Source organism: Nostoc sp. PCC 7524 (genome assembly GCF_000316645.1).
Classification (GTDB): domain Bacteria; phylum Cyanobacteriota; class Cyanobacteriia; order Cyanobacteriales; family Nostocaceae; genus Trichormus.
In genome coordinates, this window is the sequence record NC_019684.1 from 2,978,297 (window position 1) to 2,996,753 (window position 18,457).

17 protein-coding genes and 1 pseudogene are annotated in these 18,457 nt (G+C 41.5%); 10 read left to right on the top strand and 8 right to left on the bottom strand.

Translation table 11 applies throughout. The features are described from left to right. Positions 1 to 229: 229 nt before the first annotated feature. The gene (locus NOS7524_RS11845; protein ID WP_015138723.1) at positions 230 to 1,057 is read right to left on the bottom strand and encodes a sulfotransferase family protein; all 828 of its coding nucleotides are present in this window, start codon (positions 1,055 to 1,057) and stop codon (positions 230 to 232) included. Between the two features lie 332 nt (positions 1,058 to 1,389). On the opposite strand from NOS7524_RS11845, the gene cysC reads away from it, so the two are divergent. Beyond that, positions 1,390 to 1,971: an adenylyl-sulfate kinase gene (cysC, locus tag NOS7524_RS11850; RefSeq protein WP_015138724.1), complete on the top strand. Its 582-nt coding sequence runs from the start codon at positions 1,390 to 1,392 to the stop codon at positions 1,969 to 1,971. A gap of 598 nt (positions 1,972 to 2,569) precedes the next feature. Then, a complete protein-coding gene (locus NOS7524_RS11855; protein ID WP_015138725.1) occupies positions 2,570 to 3,073 on the top strand; it encodes a 2TM domain-containing protein in 504 nt (167 codons plus the stop codon). 191 nt (positions 3,074 to 3,264) lie between these two features. Here the strand turns inward: NOS7524_RS11855 and NOS7524_RS11860 are convergent, their stop codons facing one another. Together NOS7524_RS11860 and modB are read right to left on the bottom strand one after the other, a co-directional pair. Next, a complete protein-coding gene (locus NOS7524_RS11860) occupies positions 3,265 to 4,449 on the bottom strand; it encodes an MFS transporter (RefSeq protein ID WP_015138726.1) in 1,185 nt (394 codons plus the stop codon). 182 nt (positions 4,450 to 4,631) lie between these two features. Next, positions 4,632 to 6,446: a molybdate ABC transporter permease subunit gene (gene modB, locus NOS7524_RS11865; RefSeq protein WP_015138727.1), complete on the bottom strand. Its 1,815-nt coding sequence runs from the start codon at positions 6,444 to 6,446 to the stop codon at positions 4,632 to 4,634. A gap of 511 nt (positions 6,447 to 6,957) precedes the next feature. Between modB and NOS7524_RS11875 the strand changes: the two genes are divergently transcribed. Beyond that, positions 6,958 to 7,257, top strand: a complete 300-nt coding sequence (locus tag NOS7524_RS11875) for an RNA recognition motif domain-containing protein (protein ID WP_015138728.1) — start codon at positions 6,958 to 6,960, stop codon at positions 7,255 to 7,257. Between the two features lie 220 nt (positions 7,258 to 7,477). Here NOS7524_RS11875 and NOS7524_RS11880 read toward each other — a convergent pair whose 3' ends face one another. Further along, positions 7,478 to 7,855 carry a DUF760 domain-containing protein gene (locus tag NOS7524_RS11880; protein ID WP_015138729.1) on the bottom strand — a complete coding sequence of 126 codons (378 nt, stop codon included), beginning with the start codon at positions 7,853 to 7,855 and terminating at the stop codon, positions 7,478 to 7,480. A 191-nt stretch (positions 7,856 to 8,046) separates the two neighbouring features. Continuing rightward, positions 8,047 to 8,496, bottom strand: coding sequence for a TOBE domain-containing protein (locus tag NOS7524_RS11885; RefSeq protein ID WP_015138730.1), 450 nt, complete (start codon positions 8,494 to 8,496; stop codon positions 8,047 to 8,049). Between the two features lie 98 nt (positions 8,497 to 8,594). Between NOS7524_RS11885 and modA the strand changes: the two genes are divergently transcribed. From modA to NOS7524_RS11905, 5 genes are all read left to right on the top strand, one after another. Continuing rightward, the gene (gene modA / locus NOS7524_RS11890) at positions 8,595 to 9,392 is read left to right on the top strand and encodes a molybdate ABC transporter substrate-binding protein (RefSeq protein ID WP_015138731.1); all 798 of its coding nucleotides are present in this window, start codon (positions 8,595 to 8,597) and stop codon (positions 9,390 to 9,392) included. Positions 9,393 to 9,448: 56 nt separating this feature from the next. Beyond that, positions 9,449 to 9,601, top strand: a complete 153-nt coding sequence (locus NOS7524_RS29980) for a hypothetical protein (RefSeq protein ID WP_171815368.1) — start codon at positions 9,449 to 9,451, stop codon at positions 9,599 to 9,601. Between the two features lie 197 nt (positions 9,602 to 9,798). After that, on the top strand, positions 9,799 to 10,260 hold the full coding sequence (locus NOS7524_RS11895; RefSeq protein WP_015138732.1) for a VOC family protein: 462 nt from the start codon (positions 9,799 to 9,801) through the stop codon (positions 10,258 to 10,260). 7 nt (positions 10,261 to 10,267) lie between these two features. Next, positions 10,268 to 10,546 carry a hypothetical protein gene (locus tag NOS7524_RS11900; RefSeq protein ID WP_015138733.1) on the top strand — a complete coding sequence of 93 codons (279 nt, stop codon included), beginning with the start codon at positions 10,268 to 10,270 and terminating at the stop codon, positions 10,544 to 10,546. A 963-nt stretch (positions 10,547 to 11,509) separates the two neighbouring features. Next, on the top strand, positions 11,510 to 12,193 hold the full coding sequence (locus tag NOS7524_RS11905; protein ID WP_171815369.1) for a PEP-CTERM sorting domain-containing protein: 684 nt from the start codon (positions 11,510 to 11,512) through the stop codon (positions 12,191 to 12,193). Positions 12,194 to 12,750: 557 nt separating this feature from the next. Here the strand turns inward: NOS7524_RS11905 and NOS7524_RS11910 are convergent. Beyond that, positions 12,751 to 12,894, bottom strand: a pseudogene (locus NOS7524_RS11910) (IS4 family transposase); the annotation flags it as partial. A 128-nt stretch (positions 12,895 to 13,022) separates the two neighbouring features. Next, the gene (locus NOS7524_RS11915) at positions 13,023 to 13,235 is read right to left on the bottom strand and encodes a hypothetical protein (RefSeq protein ID WP_041555289.1); all 213 of its coding nucleotides are present in this window, start codon (positions 13,233 to 13,235) and stop codon (positions 13,023 to 13,025) included. Between the two features lie 149 nt (positions 13,236 to 13,384). Between NOS7524_RS11915 and NOS7524_RS11920 the strand changes: the two genes are divergently transcribed. Together NOS7524_RS11920 and NOS7524_RS11925 are read left to right on the top strand one after the other, a co-directional pair. After that, positions 13,385 to 15,913: a mannose-1-phosphate guanyltransferase gene (locus NOS7524_RS11920; protein WP_015138735.1), complete on the top strand. Its 2,529-nt coding sequence runs from the start codon at positions 13,385 to 13,387 to the stop codon at positions 15,911 to 15,913. Positions 15,914 to 16,094: 181 nt separating this feature from the next. After that, positions 16,095 to 17,039 (top strand): hypothetical protein, encoded by a 945-nt coding sequence (locus tag NOS7524_RS11925; RefSeq protein ID WP_041555290.1) that lies wholly within the window; start codon positions 16,095 to 16,097, stop codon positions 17,037 to 17,039. Positions 17,040 to 17,163: 124 nt separating this feature from the next. On the opposite strand, the gene NOS7524_RS11930 is transcribed toward NOS7524_RS11925, so the two are convergent. Further along, positions 17,164 to 18,447 (bottom strand): ABC transporter ATP-binding protein, encoded by a 1,284-nt coding sequence (locus NOS7524_RS11930; protein ID WP_015138737.1) that lies wholly within the window; start codon positions 18,445 to 18,447, stop codon positions 17,164 to 17,166. Between the last annotated feature and the right edge of the window lie 10 nt (positions 18,448 to 18,457).

Here is an 18,457-nt window from a genome sequence, read left to right on the forward strand (position 1 = left end):
TTTCAAAGGGGGGGTAGGGGAATCTAAATGATGCAGGATCAGCTAATCAGATTTGTATGTAAACGTTCAAACATCCTGTTAGAGGGTGTTTGAAAAGCGTTCGGAAGTGATTTAAGTATATTCAGATCCCCCCTAACCCCCCTTAAAAAGGGGGGAATAAGAATCAAAATTTATTTTGAATTTTGTAGGCGCAAGCCTTGCCGTAGGCTATTTTGAATTTTGAATTGACTCATAAAGGCTGGGCAACAATCACATTCGCCTGACTATTACTTAATTCTGTCCAAAAAGATAAGTCGTAAAACTTAGTAAATAAATCAGGCGGTAGAATAGTTTGTCTGGGGCGGAACTCAACTTTTTCTCTTACTTTATGTAACCCTTGTGTACGAAGACGCTGATCAAATTCCGGCTCATCATACTGCACATGATCAAAATCATGGGCAAAGGGTTCTTCCTCTAGAAATTGATAAATAAGTGATATTGTCTTCTCCGGGTTTTGGCTTAATAAGTCATAATCAACTAACAGTAAAGAATGACTATGTTCACCATAAAAAGCTTCCTTTAAGGCATTATAAGACAACCCTACTAATCGCCCTCCTTGACTCAAAGCTTCAGTCCGACTATACACATTGGCGCGTTCCAGGGAATTATTAAATAATTTAGAAATATCAAAAGCATTACGCTGCACTAGCCTTTCAATACTATCCATAATCCACGCAATATTTCGCACGCAGCAAATGACTTTTGAGGTGGGGAATAGTTCATGAATTAGGGATAGTTTGCTACACCACAGGCGATTAGTGTCAAATATAACTTCTTTGTCTGCCTGGGGCTGATAGTATGCAGAGAAAATACTCAAAACCAATGCCCGTTTTTGCTCTGGTGAAATAAAGAAAGAGTATTCATTGTCTTCACTCATCCCGTCTAGTATTCGATTAACCAGTCCGACTACTGGGCTAGACATACTGGCATGAAATCGAGGATTTTGTCTGAGTAAAGCACCAAGCAATGTAGAACCTGAACGTGGTAGCCCTGAGATAAAGTGAATTTTGGGAGACATTTAAAAATTTATCTTTTTTGCTGGTTAAGCATGGTTTTACAGCCAGAGATGTTAGCTAAAATAATTAATCATCATCATCAGTAATTTTACTGATGATGTATGCAGATAGTAGGGATGAAGGAATAGGTAAAACTGGTAGGGGCGGGTTAATTGAGAACATTATTTATTGAGGAGAGGACTATGATATACCTCATGTGATGAGAAAACGCTATATTTTAAGAATGGTTAATTTTAAATTGAGATTTATAAATATCTAGTCAAAATCAGGTTTGATAGTTTACTAATGTAGTCATTTAGTTTTATTAGATGAATATAGTAACCTATAAAAGATTATGAGTAAAAATTTGGGTGTAACTGTTTTATTAACCGGATTAAGTGGTGCTGGTAAATCTACTATCTGCCAAGTTGTAGAGCAAAAGTTAAGACTTATTGGACGTAAAGTAGAAGTTTTAGATGGTGATCAAGTACGTCAAAATTTGACTAAAGGGTTAGGTTTTAGTAAAGAAGATAGACAAGAAAATATTCGCCGTGTGAGTTTTGTCGCTCACTTACTAACCAGAAATGATGTAATTGTTTTAGTGCCATTAATTGCACCATACCGTGAAATGCGTGAGGAAATGCGTTGTTTAATCGGCAATTTTATTGAAGTTTATGTTAATGCACCTTTAGCAGCTTGTGAACAGCGAGATGTCAAAGGTTTATATAAACAAGCTAGGTTGGGGAAAATTCAGCAGTTCACAGGTATTGATGATCCTTATGAAGTACCGCTTTATCCAGATGTTGAATGTGACACAGTTCAAGAGAGTATTGCTGAGAGTGCCAACAAAGTGTTAATCAAGTTAGAAGAATTAGGTTACATCTCGTATTCTCGAAGATTTGTAGATTTTCCCGAAGAATTAACGGTAAGTCGTTAACATTCTCCTGACTCGCTAGTAGGAGACTGACAAAACACCAAAATGAATACGTAATCTACTGAAATGAGTAAGCATTTACGCTAAATGAGTTAACAAACTGCTGTTTGCTTGCTGAAAACACCAAAATGAATACGCGATCTACTGAAATGAGTAAGCATTTGTGCTAAATGAGTTAACAAACTGCTGTTTGCTTGCGGAAAATACTTAAATGAGTAAGCAAAAGGGTATTTTGAATAAACAAAAAGATTTTTTGCTTATTCAAACTCATGCTCGTTAATTGATCAGTAATATATAGATAGCACTTACACAACTGGCACATTCGTAGGGTGCGTCAGATTTGGGTTTCTCGCTATTCTCAACAGATTTTTGGCATCTGACGCACCCTACAAGATAGGTTGTGTGTGATACCTGCGTAAGTCCTGATAGAGTTAAAGGAGCGATCGCACAATAATTATGTTCGGTGTAGAACTGTCACTGATTTCGGTACACCCGCAAATATTTGCTAATGTAGAGGTAATGCAACAGCTTGAGTGATGCAATCTAGCTGACAGCTAGCGGGCGATAAATTTGCATGAACAACACCTAAGAGATAGCAACTATGACGGCCTTTGATCCTCAAAACCACCGTTCCTATAGCCAAGACGATATACAAAGAATTTTACAGCTGGCGATCGCCCGGCAAGCTGACGACCAAGATAAAGAGTTTAGCTATGAGCAAATCTTAGAAATTGCCCAGGAGTTAGAAATCTCTCCTGAGACTTTAAAGTTAGCAGAAAAAGACTGGCGATCGCAAAACTACGAAATTCAGCAGCGTCAAGCCTTTAATACTTACCGTCTCACCAGATTTAAGAAACGTTTGGGCAATTATGCCATTGTCAATGGTTTTCTTGTCTTGGTTGATTTTGTTGGTGGTGCAACTATTTCTTGGTCGCTATACCTGTTACTATTCTGTGGGTTAGCAGTCGGACTGGATGTTTGGAATACCTTTCTGATGAAGGGTGAAGAGTATGAAATGGCTTTCCAAAGATGGAATCGCAAACATCAATTTAAACAAACTATTAATACTTTTGTTAATAAGTGGTTTAAAGCCCTACAGATTTAGGGATTGGGGACTGGGGATTGGGGATTGGGGACTGGGGACTGGGTAAAAATTCTACCTTGTCTACCTTATCTCCCCTCACTCCCACCCTACGGGAAGCAAGCTACATCTCCCCTCACTCCCCTCACTCCCCCATCCTCCCCTGCCTCCCCTGCTCCCCTGCCTCCTCATCCCCCTACATCTCTAGATCATAATTAATTTGTCAGTGGTATATTGCTGCTTTTAGATTGCAATTTTACCCAGGCAAAAAAGACTATTGCTAATAGTTGTGTAGCAGAAGCAAAGACTATCAACATAGTAATTGTGTGGTCATATAACACACCCATTAAGGTACTACCTAAAAACCAAGCTAGACCATAACCAGTGCTGAAAATACCGTAGGCTGTGGCGCGTTTGTGCTTGGGAACCATGCCAGCGATCGCAGCTTTTAAAACTGATTCTTGCGCTCCCATCCCAATGCCCCAAAATGCTATACCTAATAGTGCTAATTGGGTATTTCCTAAAAATACTAATGGTGCAAATAAGGATGACAAAAAAGCGGCAATAATTAACACAAAAATCCCAATTCGGTCAAATAGATAGCCAAATATTAGTGCTGCTACTGCATCTACACCCATCGCTAAGGCATAAAACAAAGGTATAGTTTGCCCAGTGGCAATACCTGCTTTTTGAAAATGAAAAGCAATCAAAGGGAAGTCTGCATAACCGGCGGCGATAATAGCTACAGCACCCAAATAAATCCAAAATATACGCGGCAATCCCTCTTCTTGGGGACTCTCTTCAGTTTCTTCCTCAAAATCACTAGGATTGGGATAGATAAATTGCAAAACTCCCAACACAATCAATCCCAAAACCGCAGGCACAATCAATACTGTAAAGCCGTTGCGATACTCTCCCTGAAAATAAACCATTGCCGCTACCGCCAAAGGCCCCATGACGGCACCAGTTTGATCCATAGCCTCATGTAAACCAAAGCCAAAGCCTCTGCCAATTTGACTTACACCGTGGGAAAGCAGCGCATCCCGTGGAGGAGTCCGAATCGCTTTACCGGTGCGTTCAGCCATCATTAAACCTGCGGCTACTTCCCACCTGCCAGCTAATGCTAACAGTGGCACAACGGCAGTATTAATAAAGTAACCTAAAGTTGTGATTCCCCAATATTTACCTGTTTGATCACTGAGATAACCAATCACTAAGCGAAAGCCATAGCCAATCAGTTCTCCAAAGCCAGCTACCAAACCAACCACAGTGCCGCTAGCTCCTAAAACTTCTAAATAAGCCCCTGTGATACTACGCGCTCCTTCATAAGTAGCATCGGCACAAAGGCTAACAAAACCCAACAAAATGACAAACCTTAAAGCGGCTGCTTTCTGCGGCATACTCCATCAAATCCTTAATAGCTTTCATATTGAAGCACAGGATATGGGGAAGGGAGTAGGGAGTGGGGAGTGGGGAGTGGGGGAGATGGGGGAGATGGGGGAGATGGGGGGGAATAACAACTAACTATGGACTTGTAGAGACGTTGCATGCAACGTCTCTACAAATGAAAAATGCCTAATGACTAATGACTATTCATTAAAATTAGACGCAGGGGATCTAAATGTACATACCAAGGGAAAGGTTGATCTTTGATATTTACCCATTTCTCTTTGAAAACTTCGGCTTGTATATGGTAATCCTGTAAATCATTGGCGGGGGAATTGAGTTTTAAAAATAGCGTCATGCGGTGCGGTGTTTCGCTGGTTCGCGCTAACCAACAGGGAAAGGTGTTGGTTTGGTGAGAATCTTTGGTAAATATCAGATGATGGGCGCGGATGCCAACGTGGGTGACTTCTTGGGGCATTTCTGCCATTATTTGCAACTGACAACCCCAATCAGGTGCTTCTATCTGTTGCGGTGAATGAACGATCGCACTAGAGAAGTTTTTGCACCCGGTGATTTGGGCAACACTGACAGTAGCCGGATGCTCAAAAATATCGTATTTAGAACCATGATGTACGGCTCTACCGTGTTCCATGACAAGCAAATTAGGACAAACGCGGTAAGCTTCTTCCATATTATGGGTGACAAATAGTGTCACACCTGGGTATTGGGCTAGAGTTGCACTCATTTGCTGTTCTAGTTGGCTACGCAGATGTGTATCAAGTGCTGAAAAAGGCTCATCTAACAGCAAGGCTTCTGGTTGACTGGCTAAGGCTCTGGCTAAAGCTACCCGTTGTTGCTGTCCTCCAGAGAGTTGGTGAGGGTAGCGATCGCCTAATCCCTGTAATTGCATGGCTATCAATAACTCTTCTACCTGCGATCGCCCTTTCCCATCTGCTATTCCTTTGGGTAGTCCAAAAGCAATGTTTTGCGCCACTGTCATATTCGGGAACAGGGCATAATTCTGCACTAAAAAACCCATGTGGCGATCGCGGCTAGGTAAATTAATTCCTTTTTCTGAATCAAATAACACTCTGCCATTTAAAACTATCCGCCCTCTTGTGGGTGTCTCAATGCCCGCAATACAGCGCAGAATCATACTTTTACCTGCACCCGAACCCCCCAATAATCCCAAAGGTTGCTCATCAGTATTAAATGCCACCTTGAGATTAAAACTGGGTAATCGCTTCTCAATATCTACAAACAGCTTCACTTCAGCAGGCACAGCCGATAACAAAGAAATATCTCTCCCCTGCTCCCCTGCTCCCCTGCTCCCCCGCTTACTTTCTCCTCTTCTCTCCCTCTGTTCTTGCCAAAAGTTGACACCAATAATCCCCGATAGGGAGACAATCATAATAGCCAGCGACCAAAACCAAGCTTCATCCGTTGCCCCAGCTTCCACAGCAAAATAAATTGCCATCGGGATTGTCTGGGTTTGTCCGGGAATGTTACCAGCTAACATCAAGGTAGCACCGAATTCTCCCAAGGCACGGGCAAAGGCGAGGCTTGTACCTGCTAAAATCCCTGGAAATGCTAGGGGTAAACTAATCCGCCAAAAGATAGTGGCTTCGTTCGCACCAAGGGTTCTAGCTACCTGCAAGAGATTGCCATCAATCTGTTCAAAAGCCCCCAAAGCGGTTTTATACATTAAGGGAAACGAGACAACTGTAGCGGCGATCGCAGCCCCGTACCAAGTAAATACAATACTGATATCAAAAGGCTGCATCAGTTGCCCCATTGGGCCATTTTTGCCGAAAAACAGCAGTAACAAAAAGCCTACCACCGTAGGTGGTAAAATCAAGGGAGCTACAAATAACCCCTCAATCAAAGATTTGCCCTTACCTCGATATCCCAACATCCAATAAGCAGCCGCAATTCCCAAAAAGAAGGTAATGAATGTAGCAAATACCGACGTTTTCAGCGATATCCAAAGGGGTGACAAATCCAGTGGCATAGTTGTAATAACGAGAATTACGGGGCAACAGGCTTTCTCAGCAAGATTTCTCTTAACTTCCAATTTACCAACTTAATAATAATAAAGTTGGTATATAACAACAATTTACCGGATTATCTCTGAATAATCTAGTTTCTCCATCACATCCAAGACTGATTTCCATCTGCTTTCGACAAGCACAGCAGTATTTCTTTTATGGAGCAGTCTTTGTTTAAAATATTGCCTAAGCAGTTAATATTCAGTATTATTAACTACATTTTTTGTCCAAAAGATTCTATGCAGATATCACCTAAGCCGATACAAGCTCTGGACATTCCCAAGATTAGTATGTTTTTTTGTAAATTTTTTTTAAATTTTTCATTCATGCCAGGCTTTATGTGTAACGATGAGGCGTGAGACTTAATTCGGCGATAGTGTTTGTTTTTAGTATTGATAGGCTTTTTCCTCTTGGTATTTACAGACTCTCTCCGAAATCTAAATCTCTGCATACTGATGATTTTGGAGAATATTAATGTCAATTTATGTAGGTAACCTCTCTTACGAAGTTACACAAGATACCCTCACTGCTGTATTTGCAGAGTATGGCACTGTGAAGCGGATTCAAATTCCTACTGATCGTGAAACAGGTCGCTTACGCGGCTTTGCTTTTGTGGAAATGGAGTCAGAAGCAGAAGAAGCAGCAGCTATTGATGCGCTTGATGGCGCTGAATGGATGGGTCGTGATTTGAAAGTCAACAAGGCTAGACCCAAAGAAGACAGAGGCTCCTTTGGTGGTAATCGTGGCGGTGGCTACCGTAATAACCGTTATTAATTTTAATTTACTGAATTAAATTTAACAAAGGCTCAAGTATTAACACTTGAGCCTTTATTTTTGGGACTTCCAGAGAAAAAATATTCCAAATGTAGGGTGCGTCAGTATGAATAATTTCTCGGTGTAGTTAGGTTTTCTGATACTGACGCACCATCCTAAACTGACGCACATTTAATTACCGGAGATGTCTATTGTGTAAGTCCTGGCAATATTATTCCGATCATTCTTCTGTTTGAGAGTTTTCTATCATAGGATAGATATTCAAGTTAGTTTCATGATTGTTTGGTAAAAATCTCTTCTCCAACTCTAGACGCTGTTCCGCGTTACGCAAAAAATACCCATCTACCATTGCAGAACCTAAAAGCTTGCCTAACTCATCACGGCTAGTTGTGATAGTTGTATTAAACCTATCGCTGGGTAAATTACCCAAAGTTGCCATAACAGCACGTTGAATTAAATAAAGAACTTCTCGTGACGCTGGTTTAGATAATTCCTTAACAGTTTGGGGATTCAGAGATTGCACATATTCCCACAGCCGATTATGATTCATGACTTCAGTTAAAGAACTTTCTGGATTGCGATGGGAATCATTACTCATAGCAATTATCTCAACTGTTGCTCAACTATCAATTAATTTAGCAATTTAATTTTTATCAGCAGTTCGCATAACCGAACTATTTTAGAGAGGTTGTCCGGCTATTTTGTGGGAGTGGGGAGTAGGGGGAGATGAGGGAGTGGGGGGAGAAAAGGCTATTACCTATTGCTTATTACCTACCCCAAAACTCGTCTTCATTCTCTAGCTATGACAATATCATTCGATTTGATGACTGCATAAGCTTCTGCCCCCTCAATCAGTTCTAACTCTTCAGCTGACATTCTAGTGATAATCGAGGTTAGCTCTACTTTGTGAACAATCTCTAGAGTCACTTCACTATTAACAGCGCCAGCGACAACCTTTTTCACCACACCTTTGAGAATATTACGAGAGCTAACTTTTAGTGGTCTTTTAGAACTACTAACTTCCAGCCCAGAGGTATTAGAGAGAACTTCTGTTTCCACCTTGTCTACCTTGGTGGTTGGTAATGATGTCGGTGGTGTAGAGTGCTGATGAAGACCACGCACGAGTTCCCGCAAAATCTCAGTTTTGGTGCGCTGAGACTGCTGACAAAACTCTTCCAGAATCTTGCGCTCCTCTTCCGATGTTTGAAAAGTGATCCATCCTTGTTCTTTTCTTGGCATAATGTTACCAATTTGGTTGGTAAATATTGTGGTGTTCTCAATACACTCCTACCAAGCCTCAATCCTTGGAGAAGAATCTATCTAAGCCTAATTTTCCTATGAAACGAAGACAAATCCTTGCTTTTATTGGTGCGGCAGTTGCTAGTTGTTTGATAGCAGTTGGCTTGTCATTTATGACACCTTCCCCTGTAGTCGCACAATCTAATGTCAATTTACTGGTGTCTGCTGCTGCTAGTTTGAAAGACGCACTCGAAGAAATTAAGCCTCTGTATCAAAAAAGTAAACCCAATGTCAACATTAGTTATAACTTTGGTGCATCTGGTGCTTTGCAGCAGCAGATTGAACAGGGTGCGCCAGCAGATGTGTTTATTTCTGCCGCTAAAAGACAAGTAGATGCTTTGGAGCAGAAAGGATTGTTACTTCCTGGTACACGAGCGATCCTAGCAAAGAACCGCCTTGTTTTGGTTGTCCCTAAGAACGCCAGAGGTATTACTAGCTTCTACAATTTGAGAGATGCCAACATTAAGCGAGTCGCTATTGGTGAACCAAGGAGTGTCCCCGCAGGACAATATGCTGACCAAGTTTTGCGTAAACTCAAGTTATTACCTCAAATTCAGCCGAAATTAGTCTATGCCAACAACGTGCGTCAGGTTTTAGCTGTGGTAGAAAGTGGTAATGCTGATGCAGGTTTAGTTTATGCCACCGATGCTAAAATTTCTGACAAGGTAAAAGTAGTAGTAGCTGCTGATGAAAAATACCACTCTCCAATTATTTATCCTTTAGCAGTGGTTAAAAGCAGTAAAAACCCTGATGCGGCTAAGGAGTATGTCAAGTTTTTAACTACTGACAACCAAGCCAAGGCTGTACTGCGGAAGTACGGTTTTATTTTGCCGTAGTTATTAGAGGTGAGGAGGGAGATAAAAATATCTACTACTTCTCTTAATATACAAAGGTGCGTCAGTATGAATCATTTCTCGGTGTAGTTAGGTTTTCTCACACTGACGCACCCTACTGGCTGAAGGTAGGGACTGCGGAAGTACGGTTTTATTTTGCCGTAGTTATTAGGGCTGATGAGGGAGATAAAAATATCTACTACTTCTCTTAATATACAAAGGTGCGTCAGTATGAATCATTTCTTGATGTAGTTAGGTTTTCTCACGCTGACGCACCTTACTGGCTGAAGGTAGGGACTTTCGCATTACGTTAATATACAAAGGTGCGTCAGTATGAATCATTTCTTGGTGTAGTTAGGTTTTCTGACACTGACGCACCCTACATTTGGAATAATGGAATTGTATTGCCATGCTATCTAGTACCAACGCCCTAAATAGTAGCCTTGCACCGGGTAATCTGCGGAAAGTGCATCACATTGCCCTCAATGTGAAAGATATGCAAGCTTCTCGATATTTCTATGGCAATATCTTGGGGTTGCATGAGTTGACTGGTGATGAAGTACCAGCAACTTTGGTAGAACTGGTAGCATCTGGGAAAGTCGCTAATTTCATCACTCCCGATGGGACGATTCTGGATTTATTTTGGACTCCTGATTTAACACCACCTCATCCCAACCCGGAACAGAGTTTTACAAGAGCCTATCACTTAGCTTTTGACATCGACCCGCAATTATTTGAGCAAGCGGTGGCAGTTTTGCGAGATAATCAAATTCACATTGCTCATGGCCCTGTCAGTCGTCCTACTGGTAGGGGTGTGTATTTTTACGACCCCGATGGCTTTATGATTGAAATTCGATGCGACCCACAATAGTATGTCAATGCAGATATTTAAAGTCATTGAAGACGTAATCACTAAGCCACCGATTCCCCACGAACCACATAAGCAATCATTAAAAGCCTGGGCAATGTATTGTCTGCGGGATAGAGGTTTTATTGTTGTCTATGCTCAAAATGCTGATTTTGCTATTGAACCTAGGGGGGGAAATAAGCTTTATTTTAAGGTGACGACTAATCCATCTGAGGTAGATAATTCTTGTAATTGGATAGTTTGGGATGGTGTGAATAAAACCGCCAGTCTGATTGCACAGCAGGGTTAGATGATGTTTGAAAAGTCTCTCATGATGGATTAAGTAGCTCAGTGTTAAAAATTATCGCTATGGCAAGGCAGGAGGCAGGAGGCAGGAGGCAGGAGGGAAGAGGGTTTGAGCCTAGTTTATTTTTCTTAACATAGTTGTGTTTTTTCCCACCGACTTACTTAAATAACGCGATGTGCAACTTATTTTTGAAACCCCTCTCCAAAGACGCGGAGCGGCTTCTCGCTAGAGTACCTCTCACGCCAGTTTGCTCAAGTCGGGAAACCCGCCCACGCAACTGGCTCCCCTGCAAGGAGAGAGGCTTTGATTCTTGCTCCCCTTCCCTTGTAGGGAAGGGGTTGGGGGTTAGGTTTGAGAGAAGGTTGCACACGGCGTTAAATACTTTTAGATCCCCCTAAATCCCCCTTAAAAAGGGGGACTTTGATTTATTCTAGTTCCCCCCTTTTTTAAGGGGGGTTAGGGGGGATCAATTAGTATATAGAATCACAGCCAACCACTGTTATAACAACCTCCAAGAAGTATTCAAGCAATGGCTTTGCAGATTTGCTGGGTGATTTTGATGGTTTCGTAGGGTATTTCGCTTCTGGTATTTTCGGGCAGGCATTCAATATCAATAAATATAATGATACCTATCAATTAGTCCTGTATTAGTTGATGGGATTTTTATTTTTTCTTAAAAAGAAATCTACACAGATTTTACTTTTAAAAACTAATAAAACCAAATATATATTTCTTGCAAAGTTTTGGTGAAGTACGAAGCCGGGTATTGTAAATTAATTATGACTCTGAAATGATTAAACTTACGTATACTGGTATCTACTTCTACAATTTCAGCAAATATCATGTTACTTGCATGGCTGATATTGACCGGGGAATTGAGGGTGAGTTGCTATCAGTGTCGAAAATAACTTAACAACCGACAGGAATCTTATGAACAAGTTTCAATCTTTATTCCTTGGGGCAACTATGGCTGCAACTACAATGACAGCAGTTGCCTTCGCTCCTTCTGCTGCAATGGCTGTTTCAATTACCTTAGATGGGGAGATATCGTTTGGGACTATAAATGATTTAGGTATTCCATCAAATCTTAATAATCCTACAGAGTATATTTTTTGGACTAATCCCGGCACTATTGGTGAGACGGATGGTGATTTTGCGACTGCTATCCCTCCTATTACTTCAGTTATCCTACAAACTTTAAAATTGACTCAAACAACAAGTGCAGGTGACGTAGCTACATATACCGTGGATGAGTCTGATCCTCTAACTGATTTTGCTAACTTCGGTTCAGTTACAATTAATGGTGAGACAGATGTATTGAGCTTTAATGTTACAGGCGGTCAGTTGACAAGAACAATACTTAGAGGTATCAACAACAGCCCTGTTGGTATTAATATAGGTACCCATCCGACTGATATTGTGGAGGGAATATTTAAGTTTAAGGGTCAAACTGTTGCTAATGGAACATTTGTCTTAGCTGATTTTGGGAATCTAGGTGGTGGTTTTGTTATTCTAACAACTCAACCACCCGATGGGGGTGAACCAATTCCCGAACCCCTAACAATGGGTGGACTAGCAGTAGGTGCAGGCTTCGGTGCATTTCTCAAAAAACGCTATGCTAAAAAAGAAAAGCAATTAGCGAAAGCTTAAACTTAAACACTTAAGCTAACTTAACATCAAATAACAACTATCAATTCTATTTTGTGTCCCAGTGGGAATCGCGCTAAATGCAAAACTCTAACTCAAGTTTTGCATTTGACAGTGATTTGACTTTCCTAATTGAAAAAACTAGGAATCAGAAAGGCTAGAGTTCAGTTTTCTTAATGTGTTTCTATAAAAAATCTGAGTTGTTTTAGAGGATGTTTGAAAAGCCCTTCATGGTGTATCAAATACTTTTAGATCCCCCTAAATCCACGCCACTTGCTACAAGTCGGGAAACCCGCCCAACGCAGTGGCTCCCCTTAAAAAGCTATCCATTAGTCACATCTTTCTTAACAAAAGCTAAAAACTAATTCTCAACAGGATTGGAGACGATGATGACAATAGGAGGACTAAGTAAGTCGGTGGGAAAAAACACAACTATGTTAAGAAAAATAAACTAGGCTCAAACCCTCTTCCCTCCTGCCTCCTGCCTCCTGCCTCCTGCCTTGCCATAGCGATAATTTTTAACACTGAGCTACTTAGACAAACAGCAGAAAGTATGAGTGTTAGAGTTGATGGGCTAATTTCCAAGTGGCAGCAATATCATGTAATCGCCGTAACCCTTTCCAAATAGTTTTCACACCAGGTTCTCCATCACCTTTACGACCAAGAAAACCACCAAGGCTAGCAATCATACGTACTGCTTCTCTAGGACTCGTATTTGATTTCTGTTGGCGTAGCCTGCGCTAGCGCATAAAAAACTCAGTACACCCCTACTCTCTCCTTTCCTATTGCCTATTGCAAGAGTGCCTATTGCCTACCTACGCAAATCATTTGGCTACGCCACGTTATACGAACAGTAATCAAACCGGATTCCTATAATTGCTGTTACGCCTGCTGGTGGTTTTTCTTCCTCTGCTAAAATTACCTGTAATTTGACTGGCTTTATTTGCGAACGGCCAATTTTATTTCTGGGTACTTCGATTTCTATTGTTTCGTATCTAATGGTGAGTTTTGCTATCCGGGCGGGTCTTTCTGGATTACGTTTCACAAACTAGCGTAAAAAATAATTATACTTATTCCTTGACGGATGTCTCTTGTGGCAGTTCCTGATAAATCAGGGTTTATAGGAGACTAGAGGAAAACACAATATACTCTGATCTCAAAGCAGTAAAGACTGCAAAAAGTTAAGGAGGATTTATGCGTGCAGTGCTGATGGCAGGCGGTTCCGGAACGCGACTTCGCCCGTTAACTTGCGATCTACCTAAACCGATGGTGCCGATTCTCAATCGCCCGATCGCAGAACATATCATTAATTTACTCAAAAGACATCACATCACGGAAGTGATTGCCACATTGCATTATTTACCTGATGTTTTGCGAGATTATTTTCAAGATGGCAGCGATTTTGGCGTACAAATGACCTATGCCGTGGAGGAAGACCAACCTTTAGGAACAGCAGGGTGTGTCAAAAACATTGCTGAACTTTTAGATGAAACTTTTTTAGTAATTAGTGGTGATAGTATCACAGATTTTGATTTATCAGCAGCGATCGCCTTTCATAAACAAAAACAATCAAAAGCTACTTTGATTTTAACTAGGGTGCCTAACCCCATTGAATTTGGGGTAGTTATTACTGATGCCGACGGTAAAATTAAACGCTTTTTAGAAAAACCTTCTACCAGTGAAATTTTTTCTGATACCGTCAACACTGGTACTTATATTCTCGAACCTGAAGTTTTAGAATATCTGCCAGCCAACACAGAAACCGATTTTTCTAAAGATTTATTCCCCTTACTCCTGGCTAAAGATGAACCCATGTACGGTTACATTGCCCAAGGGTACTGGTGTGATGTTGGTCACTTAGATGCCTATCGTGAAGCTCAATACGATGCTTTAGAACGGAAAGTCAAACTCGACTTTGCTTATCCAGAAGATACCCCAGACTTATGGGTGGGACAAAATACTTATATTGACCCCTCAGCTCATATTGAAGCCCCAGCCATGATTGGCAACAACTGCCGCATCGGTGCAAGAGTGCAAATTGAAGCGGGAACAATTATTGGCGATAATGTCACCATTGGTGCTGATGCCAATCTCAAACGGCCGATTATTTGGAATGGGGCAATTATTGGCGAAGAAGCCCAATTAAGTGCCTGCGTTATTTCCCGTGGTACTCGTGTAGATCGCCGCTCCCATGTCCTAGAAGCGGCTGTAGTTGGTTCATTATCTACAGTTGGCGAAGAAGCCCAAATTAGCCCCGGTATCCGGGTTTGGCCGAGTAAAAAAATTGAATCTGGGGCAATTTTAAACATTAACCTGATTTGGGGTAATACTGCTCAACGCAACCTGTTTGGACAACGTGGTGTCCAGGGATTAGCCAATATCGACATCACCCCAGAATTTGCCGTGAAATTGGGAGCCGCCTATGGTTCTACCTTAAAACCTGGCTCTAAAGTAGCGGTATCCCGTGACCAACGCAATGTCTCGCGCATGGTGACTCGCTCATTAATTGCAGGTTTGATGTCAGTGGGTGTAGATGTACAGAATCTGGATGCAACAGCAATTCCGATTGGGCGTACAGTTATACCGACAATGAAGATAGCAGGTGGTATTCATGTGCGGGTACATCCCGATCGCGCCGATTATATCTTGATTGAATTCATGGATGGCAAGGGGATTAATATCTCCAAAGCCCAGGAAAAGAAAATTGAAGGGGCTTTCTTTAAAGAAGATATGCGCCGGGCGTTGTCCCATGAAATTGGTGATGTTGCTTACCCCAGCCAAGTCATTGACCTTTACTGCACAGCTTTTGAGAAACTGTTGAATGTTTCTGCACTGCGTAACAGTCGGGCTAAAGTGGTAATTGACTATATGTATGCAGTGTCTGGGGCAGTATTACCCCAAATGTTAGATAAATTTGGTGCAGATGCCGTTGTTCTCAATGCTAGTTTAAATAAAGCTGCGGTATCTACCACTGACCGGGAAGCACTACTGAATCAGTTAGGTCATGTGGTGGAAGCATTAAAAGCTAACTTTGGCGTGCAGGTATCAGCCAACGGTGAACAGTTGATTTTAGTGGATGAATCAGGGTATCCCATTCGGGGTGAACTGTTAACAGCCCTGATGGTAGATATGATTCTCACCTCAAACCCCAGAGGAACAGTAGTTGTACCTGTGCATTCATCCAGTGCTGTAGAACAAGTAGCGCGTCGTCATGATGGGCGAGTGATTCGCACCAAAGCTAACCCAACCGCTTTAATGGAAGCTTGTCAGAAAAATCCCAATGTGGTGCTAGGGGGTAGCGGCGATACTGGCTTTATTTTCCCACATTTGCATCCGGGTTTTGATTCCATGTTCTGCATTGCGAAACTGATTGAAATGCTGACTATCCAGGAGCGATCGCTTGCTACTGTCCGCTCAGAATTGCCCCGTGTCATTCACAAAACCCACACCATACGCTGTCCTTGGTCCGCTAAGGGTGCATTGATGCGCTACTTAGTAGAAACTCACCCCGCCCAAAACCTCGAACTCATCGATGGGGTAAAAATTCGGCAACCCTATAATGACAGTTGGCTGTTAGTTCTGCCTGATGCCAGTGAGCCATTAGTACATTTGTATGCTAACAGTAACGAACGCGACTGGGTAGATGAGATCGTCAGAGATTACCGCTCTCGTGTGCAAACTTTTGTGGAAAGGCAGCAAGAACAGCATCCAGCAGAAGTTTGAATATTTAACACTCTGGTGAAAATATTGTAGAGACGTAGCAGTGCTAGGTCTCTACAAGGATTTCAGAGAATGCGTAATTAATGTCTGGAGATATTTATTCCTTATTCCTAAGTTTTGGTTTTTAGTGTGCTACGAGTTTTTTATTCATGTAAAATATGCGTTAGAGTCAAAACATCAGCTAATGACTAGGTTTCCCTACGACCAGTTTGCCAAAGATTATCTGAAAGAATTATTACAACCATTGGGAGAAGTGGAAACCAGTCGGAAAGTTCCGGCAGAAATCAGAGAAATTGATATTTATTTTGCACCTGTAGCTCCATCAACCAGCGATACAATAGATTTAGGGTTGTTAGGAAGAATGGCGGCTGAACCTGCATTAATTGAACCCTTTAGAAATGCCGCTACAATTGCAGAAATCCGCAGTTGTATCAACAAGTTATTTGATATATTTGCTGAAATCAAGCGTCAAGCCAAAGGTGATAATAACCGGATTTCTGAATCAGAATTACCTCGATTGTGGATTTTATCACCCACTGCCTCTGAATCTATCTTAAATGGTTTTAGAGCTAGCTTAGATACAGAAAATTGGGAAGTAGGAGTACATTTTTTAGCTGATTATTTGCGAACAGCAATTGTAGCAATTCACCAATTACCACGCATTGAAGAAACATTATGGTTGAGAATTTTAGGTAAAGGAAGAGTCCAGCAACAAGCGATAGACGAACTACAAGCACTTCCCCCAGAGCATCCCTTACGTAGCAAAGCAATTGATTTATTATTGAGTTTAAAGGCTACTCTAGAAGTAAATCAAAACATAGACGAGGAGGATAGAGACTTAATTATGCGCTTATCACCTATTTACGAGCAAAGACTAGCAGAAGCTAAACAAGAAGGTATTCAAGAAGGTCTTCGAGAAGGTCTTCAAGAAGGTCTTCGAGAAGGTATTCAAGAAGGAATTAACGCAGAACGCCGTAAAGTTATAGAAAATTTGTTACAAGTTAGATTTGGTACTTTAGATGCTGAATTAAGAGAGATTATTGAACCTTTATTAGCTTTATCTCCTGAAGAATTTACTCCTTTATTACTACAAATGTCGCGGGAAGCATTATTAGATAGGTTTCGTTAGGTAAATTCAGCCATTTGAATTCATACGAATTAGAAACAAGAATGCAACAGCATATATTTAATAAGGGCGCACAGTTTTGCACCCTTAAATGAATTTCTAAGTAAGAGACTGCTTACTGATTCAGCTATGGAAAAATAGCTAATTCAGTGTCTGGGTCGAAAAAGTGAATTTTATCTGGGTTTAATGATAACCAAAGTTGCTCACCCACACTAACTGATCTTTCTGGTGGAACTCTTACTTGTAGAGGATTGGTGATCTGAGCAAATCTAGACTCATCCTCAATTAGTGTGGCCGTGATAAAAGCATCGTTACCCAGGTTTTCTACTAAATCTACTTGCACTGGCAAATTCTTAGTAGCAGGTACACTTAAGCTTAAGTGTTCTGGACGAATGCCCAAAATTAGGGTTTGCCCATCATATTTTTGCAACGGACTAGCCCAATCTTCTGGGAGGGTAAACCGGAACTGAGAATGGGTAATTAACAAAGGTGCATGAAATTCTACCGGAATAAAATTCATCGGTGGTGTACCAATGAATTCCGCAACAAAGCGGTTGTTGGGGTTGTTATACAGTTCCAATGGAGAAGCAACTTGTTGAATCTGACCTTGATTCATAATCGCAATGCGATCGCCCATTGTCATCGCTTCAGTTTGGTCATGGGTAACGTAAATTGTTGTTGTCCCCAATTGGCGTTGTAATTTGACAATTTGAGCGCGGGTTTCTGCCCGTAATTTTGCATCCAGGTTAGAAAGCGGCTCATCCATTAAAAATACTTGGGGATTGCGAGCGATCGCCCTACCCAATGCTACCCGTTGTCTTTGTCCCCCAGATAGCTGTTTTGGCAACCGATGCAGCAGCATTTCAATTTGCAACAACTCAGCCACACCCCGCACCCGTTGATCTACTTCTCGCTCTTTCCCAGAGATATAACGTAGTCCTTTAGGTAGCTTTTTTGTTGTTCCCACCAGGAGATTTTCTGCCCAATCAGGGAGTTGGGAGGAGTGATTTTCCCCATGCTCTAATTCCCGACGACGTAATCCAAAGGCAATATTGTCATATACACTCATGTGGGGATACAAGGCGTAATTTTGAAACACCATTGCAATGTCCCGTTCCTTGGGTGGTAAGTCATTCACCAAGCGATCGCCCACCCAAATATTGCCGCCTGTCATTACCTCTAAGCCAGCAATTAACCGCAATAAGGTACTTTTCCCACAACCAGAAGGCCCCACCAATACCATAAATTCCCCATCAGGAATAGTGAGGTTAATTCGTCGCAAGACATTAATATTTCCTGATTGTTCTGTTGCTATATCGCTTTTCTTGCCAGATGCGGTTGGTGAAACCACATTTTCCCCACGACGGGGAGGGAAACTTTTATAAACGTTTTCTATAAAAACTTGCGCCACAGGTTTTAGT

Excerpts from the sequence above, each read along its gene's own strand:
- NOS7524_RS11860 (WP_015138726.1), bottom strand. The coding sequence starts at position 4,449 with ATGCCGCAGAAAGCAGCCGCTTTAAGGTTTGTCATTTTGTTGGGTTTT.
- NOS7524_RS11905 (WP_171815369.1), top strand. The coding sequence starts at position 11,510 with ATGGCTGCAACTACAATGACAGCAGTTGCCTTCGCTCCTTCTGCTGCA.
- NOS7524_RS11845 (WP_015138723.1), bottom strand. The coding sequence starts at position 1,057 with ATGTCTCCCAAAATTCACTTTATCTCAGGGCTACCACGTTCAGGTTCT.
- cysC (WP_015138724.1), top strand. The coding sequence starts at position 1,390 with ATGAGTAAAAATTTGGGTGTAACTGTTTTATTAACCGGATTAAGTGGT.
- NOS7524_RS11855 (WP_015138725.1), top strand. The coding sequence starts at position 2,570 with ATGACGGCCTTTGATCCTCAAAACCACCGTTCCTATAGCCAAGACGAT.
- NOS7524_RS11900 (WP_015138733.1), top strand. The coding sequence starts at position 10,268 with ATGCAGATATTTAAAGTCATTGAAGACGTAATCACTAAGCCACCGATT.
- NOS7524_RS11925 (WP_041555290.1), top strand. The coding sequence starts at position 16,095 with ATGACTAGGTTTCCCTACGACCAGTTTGCCAAAGATTATCTGAAAGAA.
- NOS7524_RS11895 (WP_015138732.1), top strand. The coding sequence starts at position 9,799 with ATGCTATCTAGTACCAACGCCCTAAATAGTAGCCTTGCACCGGGTAAT.
- NOS7524_RS11875 (WP_015138728.1), top strand. The coding sequence starts at position 6,958 with ATGTCAATTTATGTAGGTAACCTCTCTTACGAAGTTACACAAGATACC.
- modB (WP_015138727.1), bottom strand. The coding sequence starts at position 6,446 with ATGCCACTGGATTTGTCACCCCTTTGGATATCGCTGAAAACGTCGGTA.
- modA (WP_015138731.1), top strand. The coding sequence starts at position 8,595 with ATGAAACGAAGACAAATCCTTGCTTTTATTGGTGCGGCAGTTGCTAGT.
- NOS7524_RS11885 (WP_015138730.1), bottom strand. The coding sequence starts at position 8,496 with ATGCCAAGAAAAGAACAAGGATGGATCACTTTTCAAACATCGGAAGAG.
- NOS7524_RS11920 (WP_015138735.1), top strand. The coding sequence starts at position 13,385 with ATGCGTGCAGTGCTGATGGCAGGCGGTTCCGGAACGCGACTTCGCCCG.
- NOS7524_RS11880 (WP_015138729.1), bottom strand. The coding sequence starts at position 7,855 with ATGAGTAATGATTCCCATCGCAATCCAGAAAGTTCTTTAACTGAAGTC.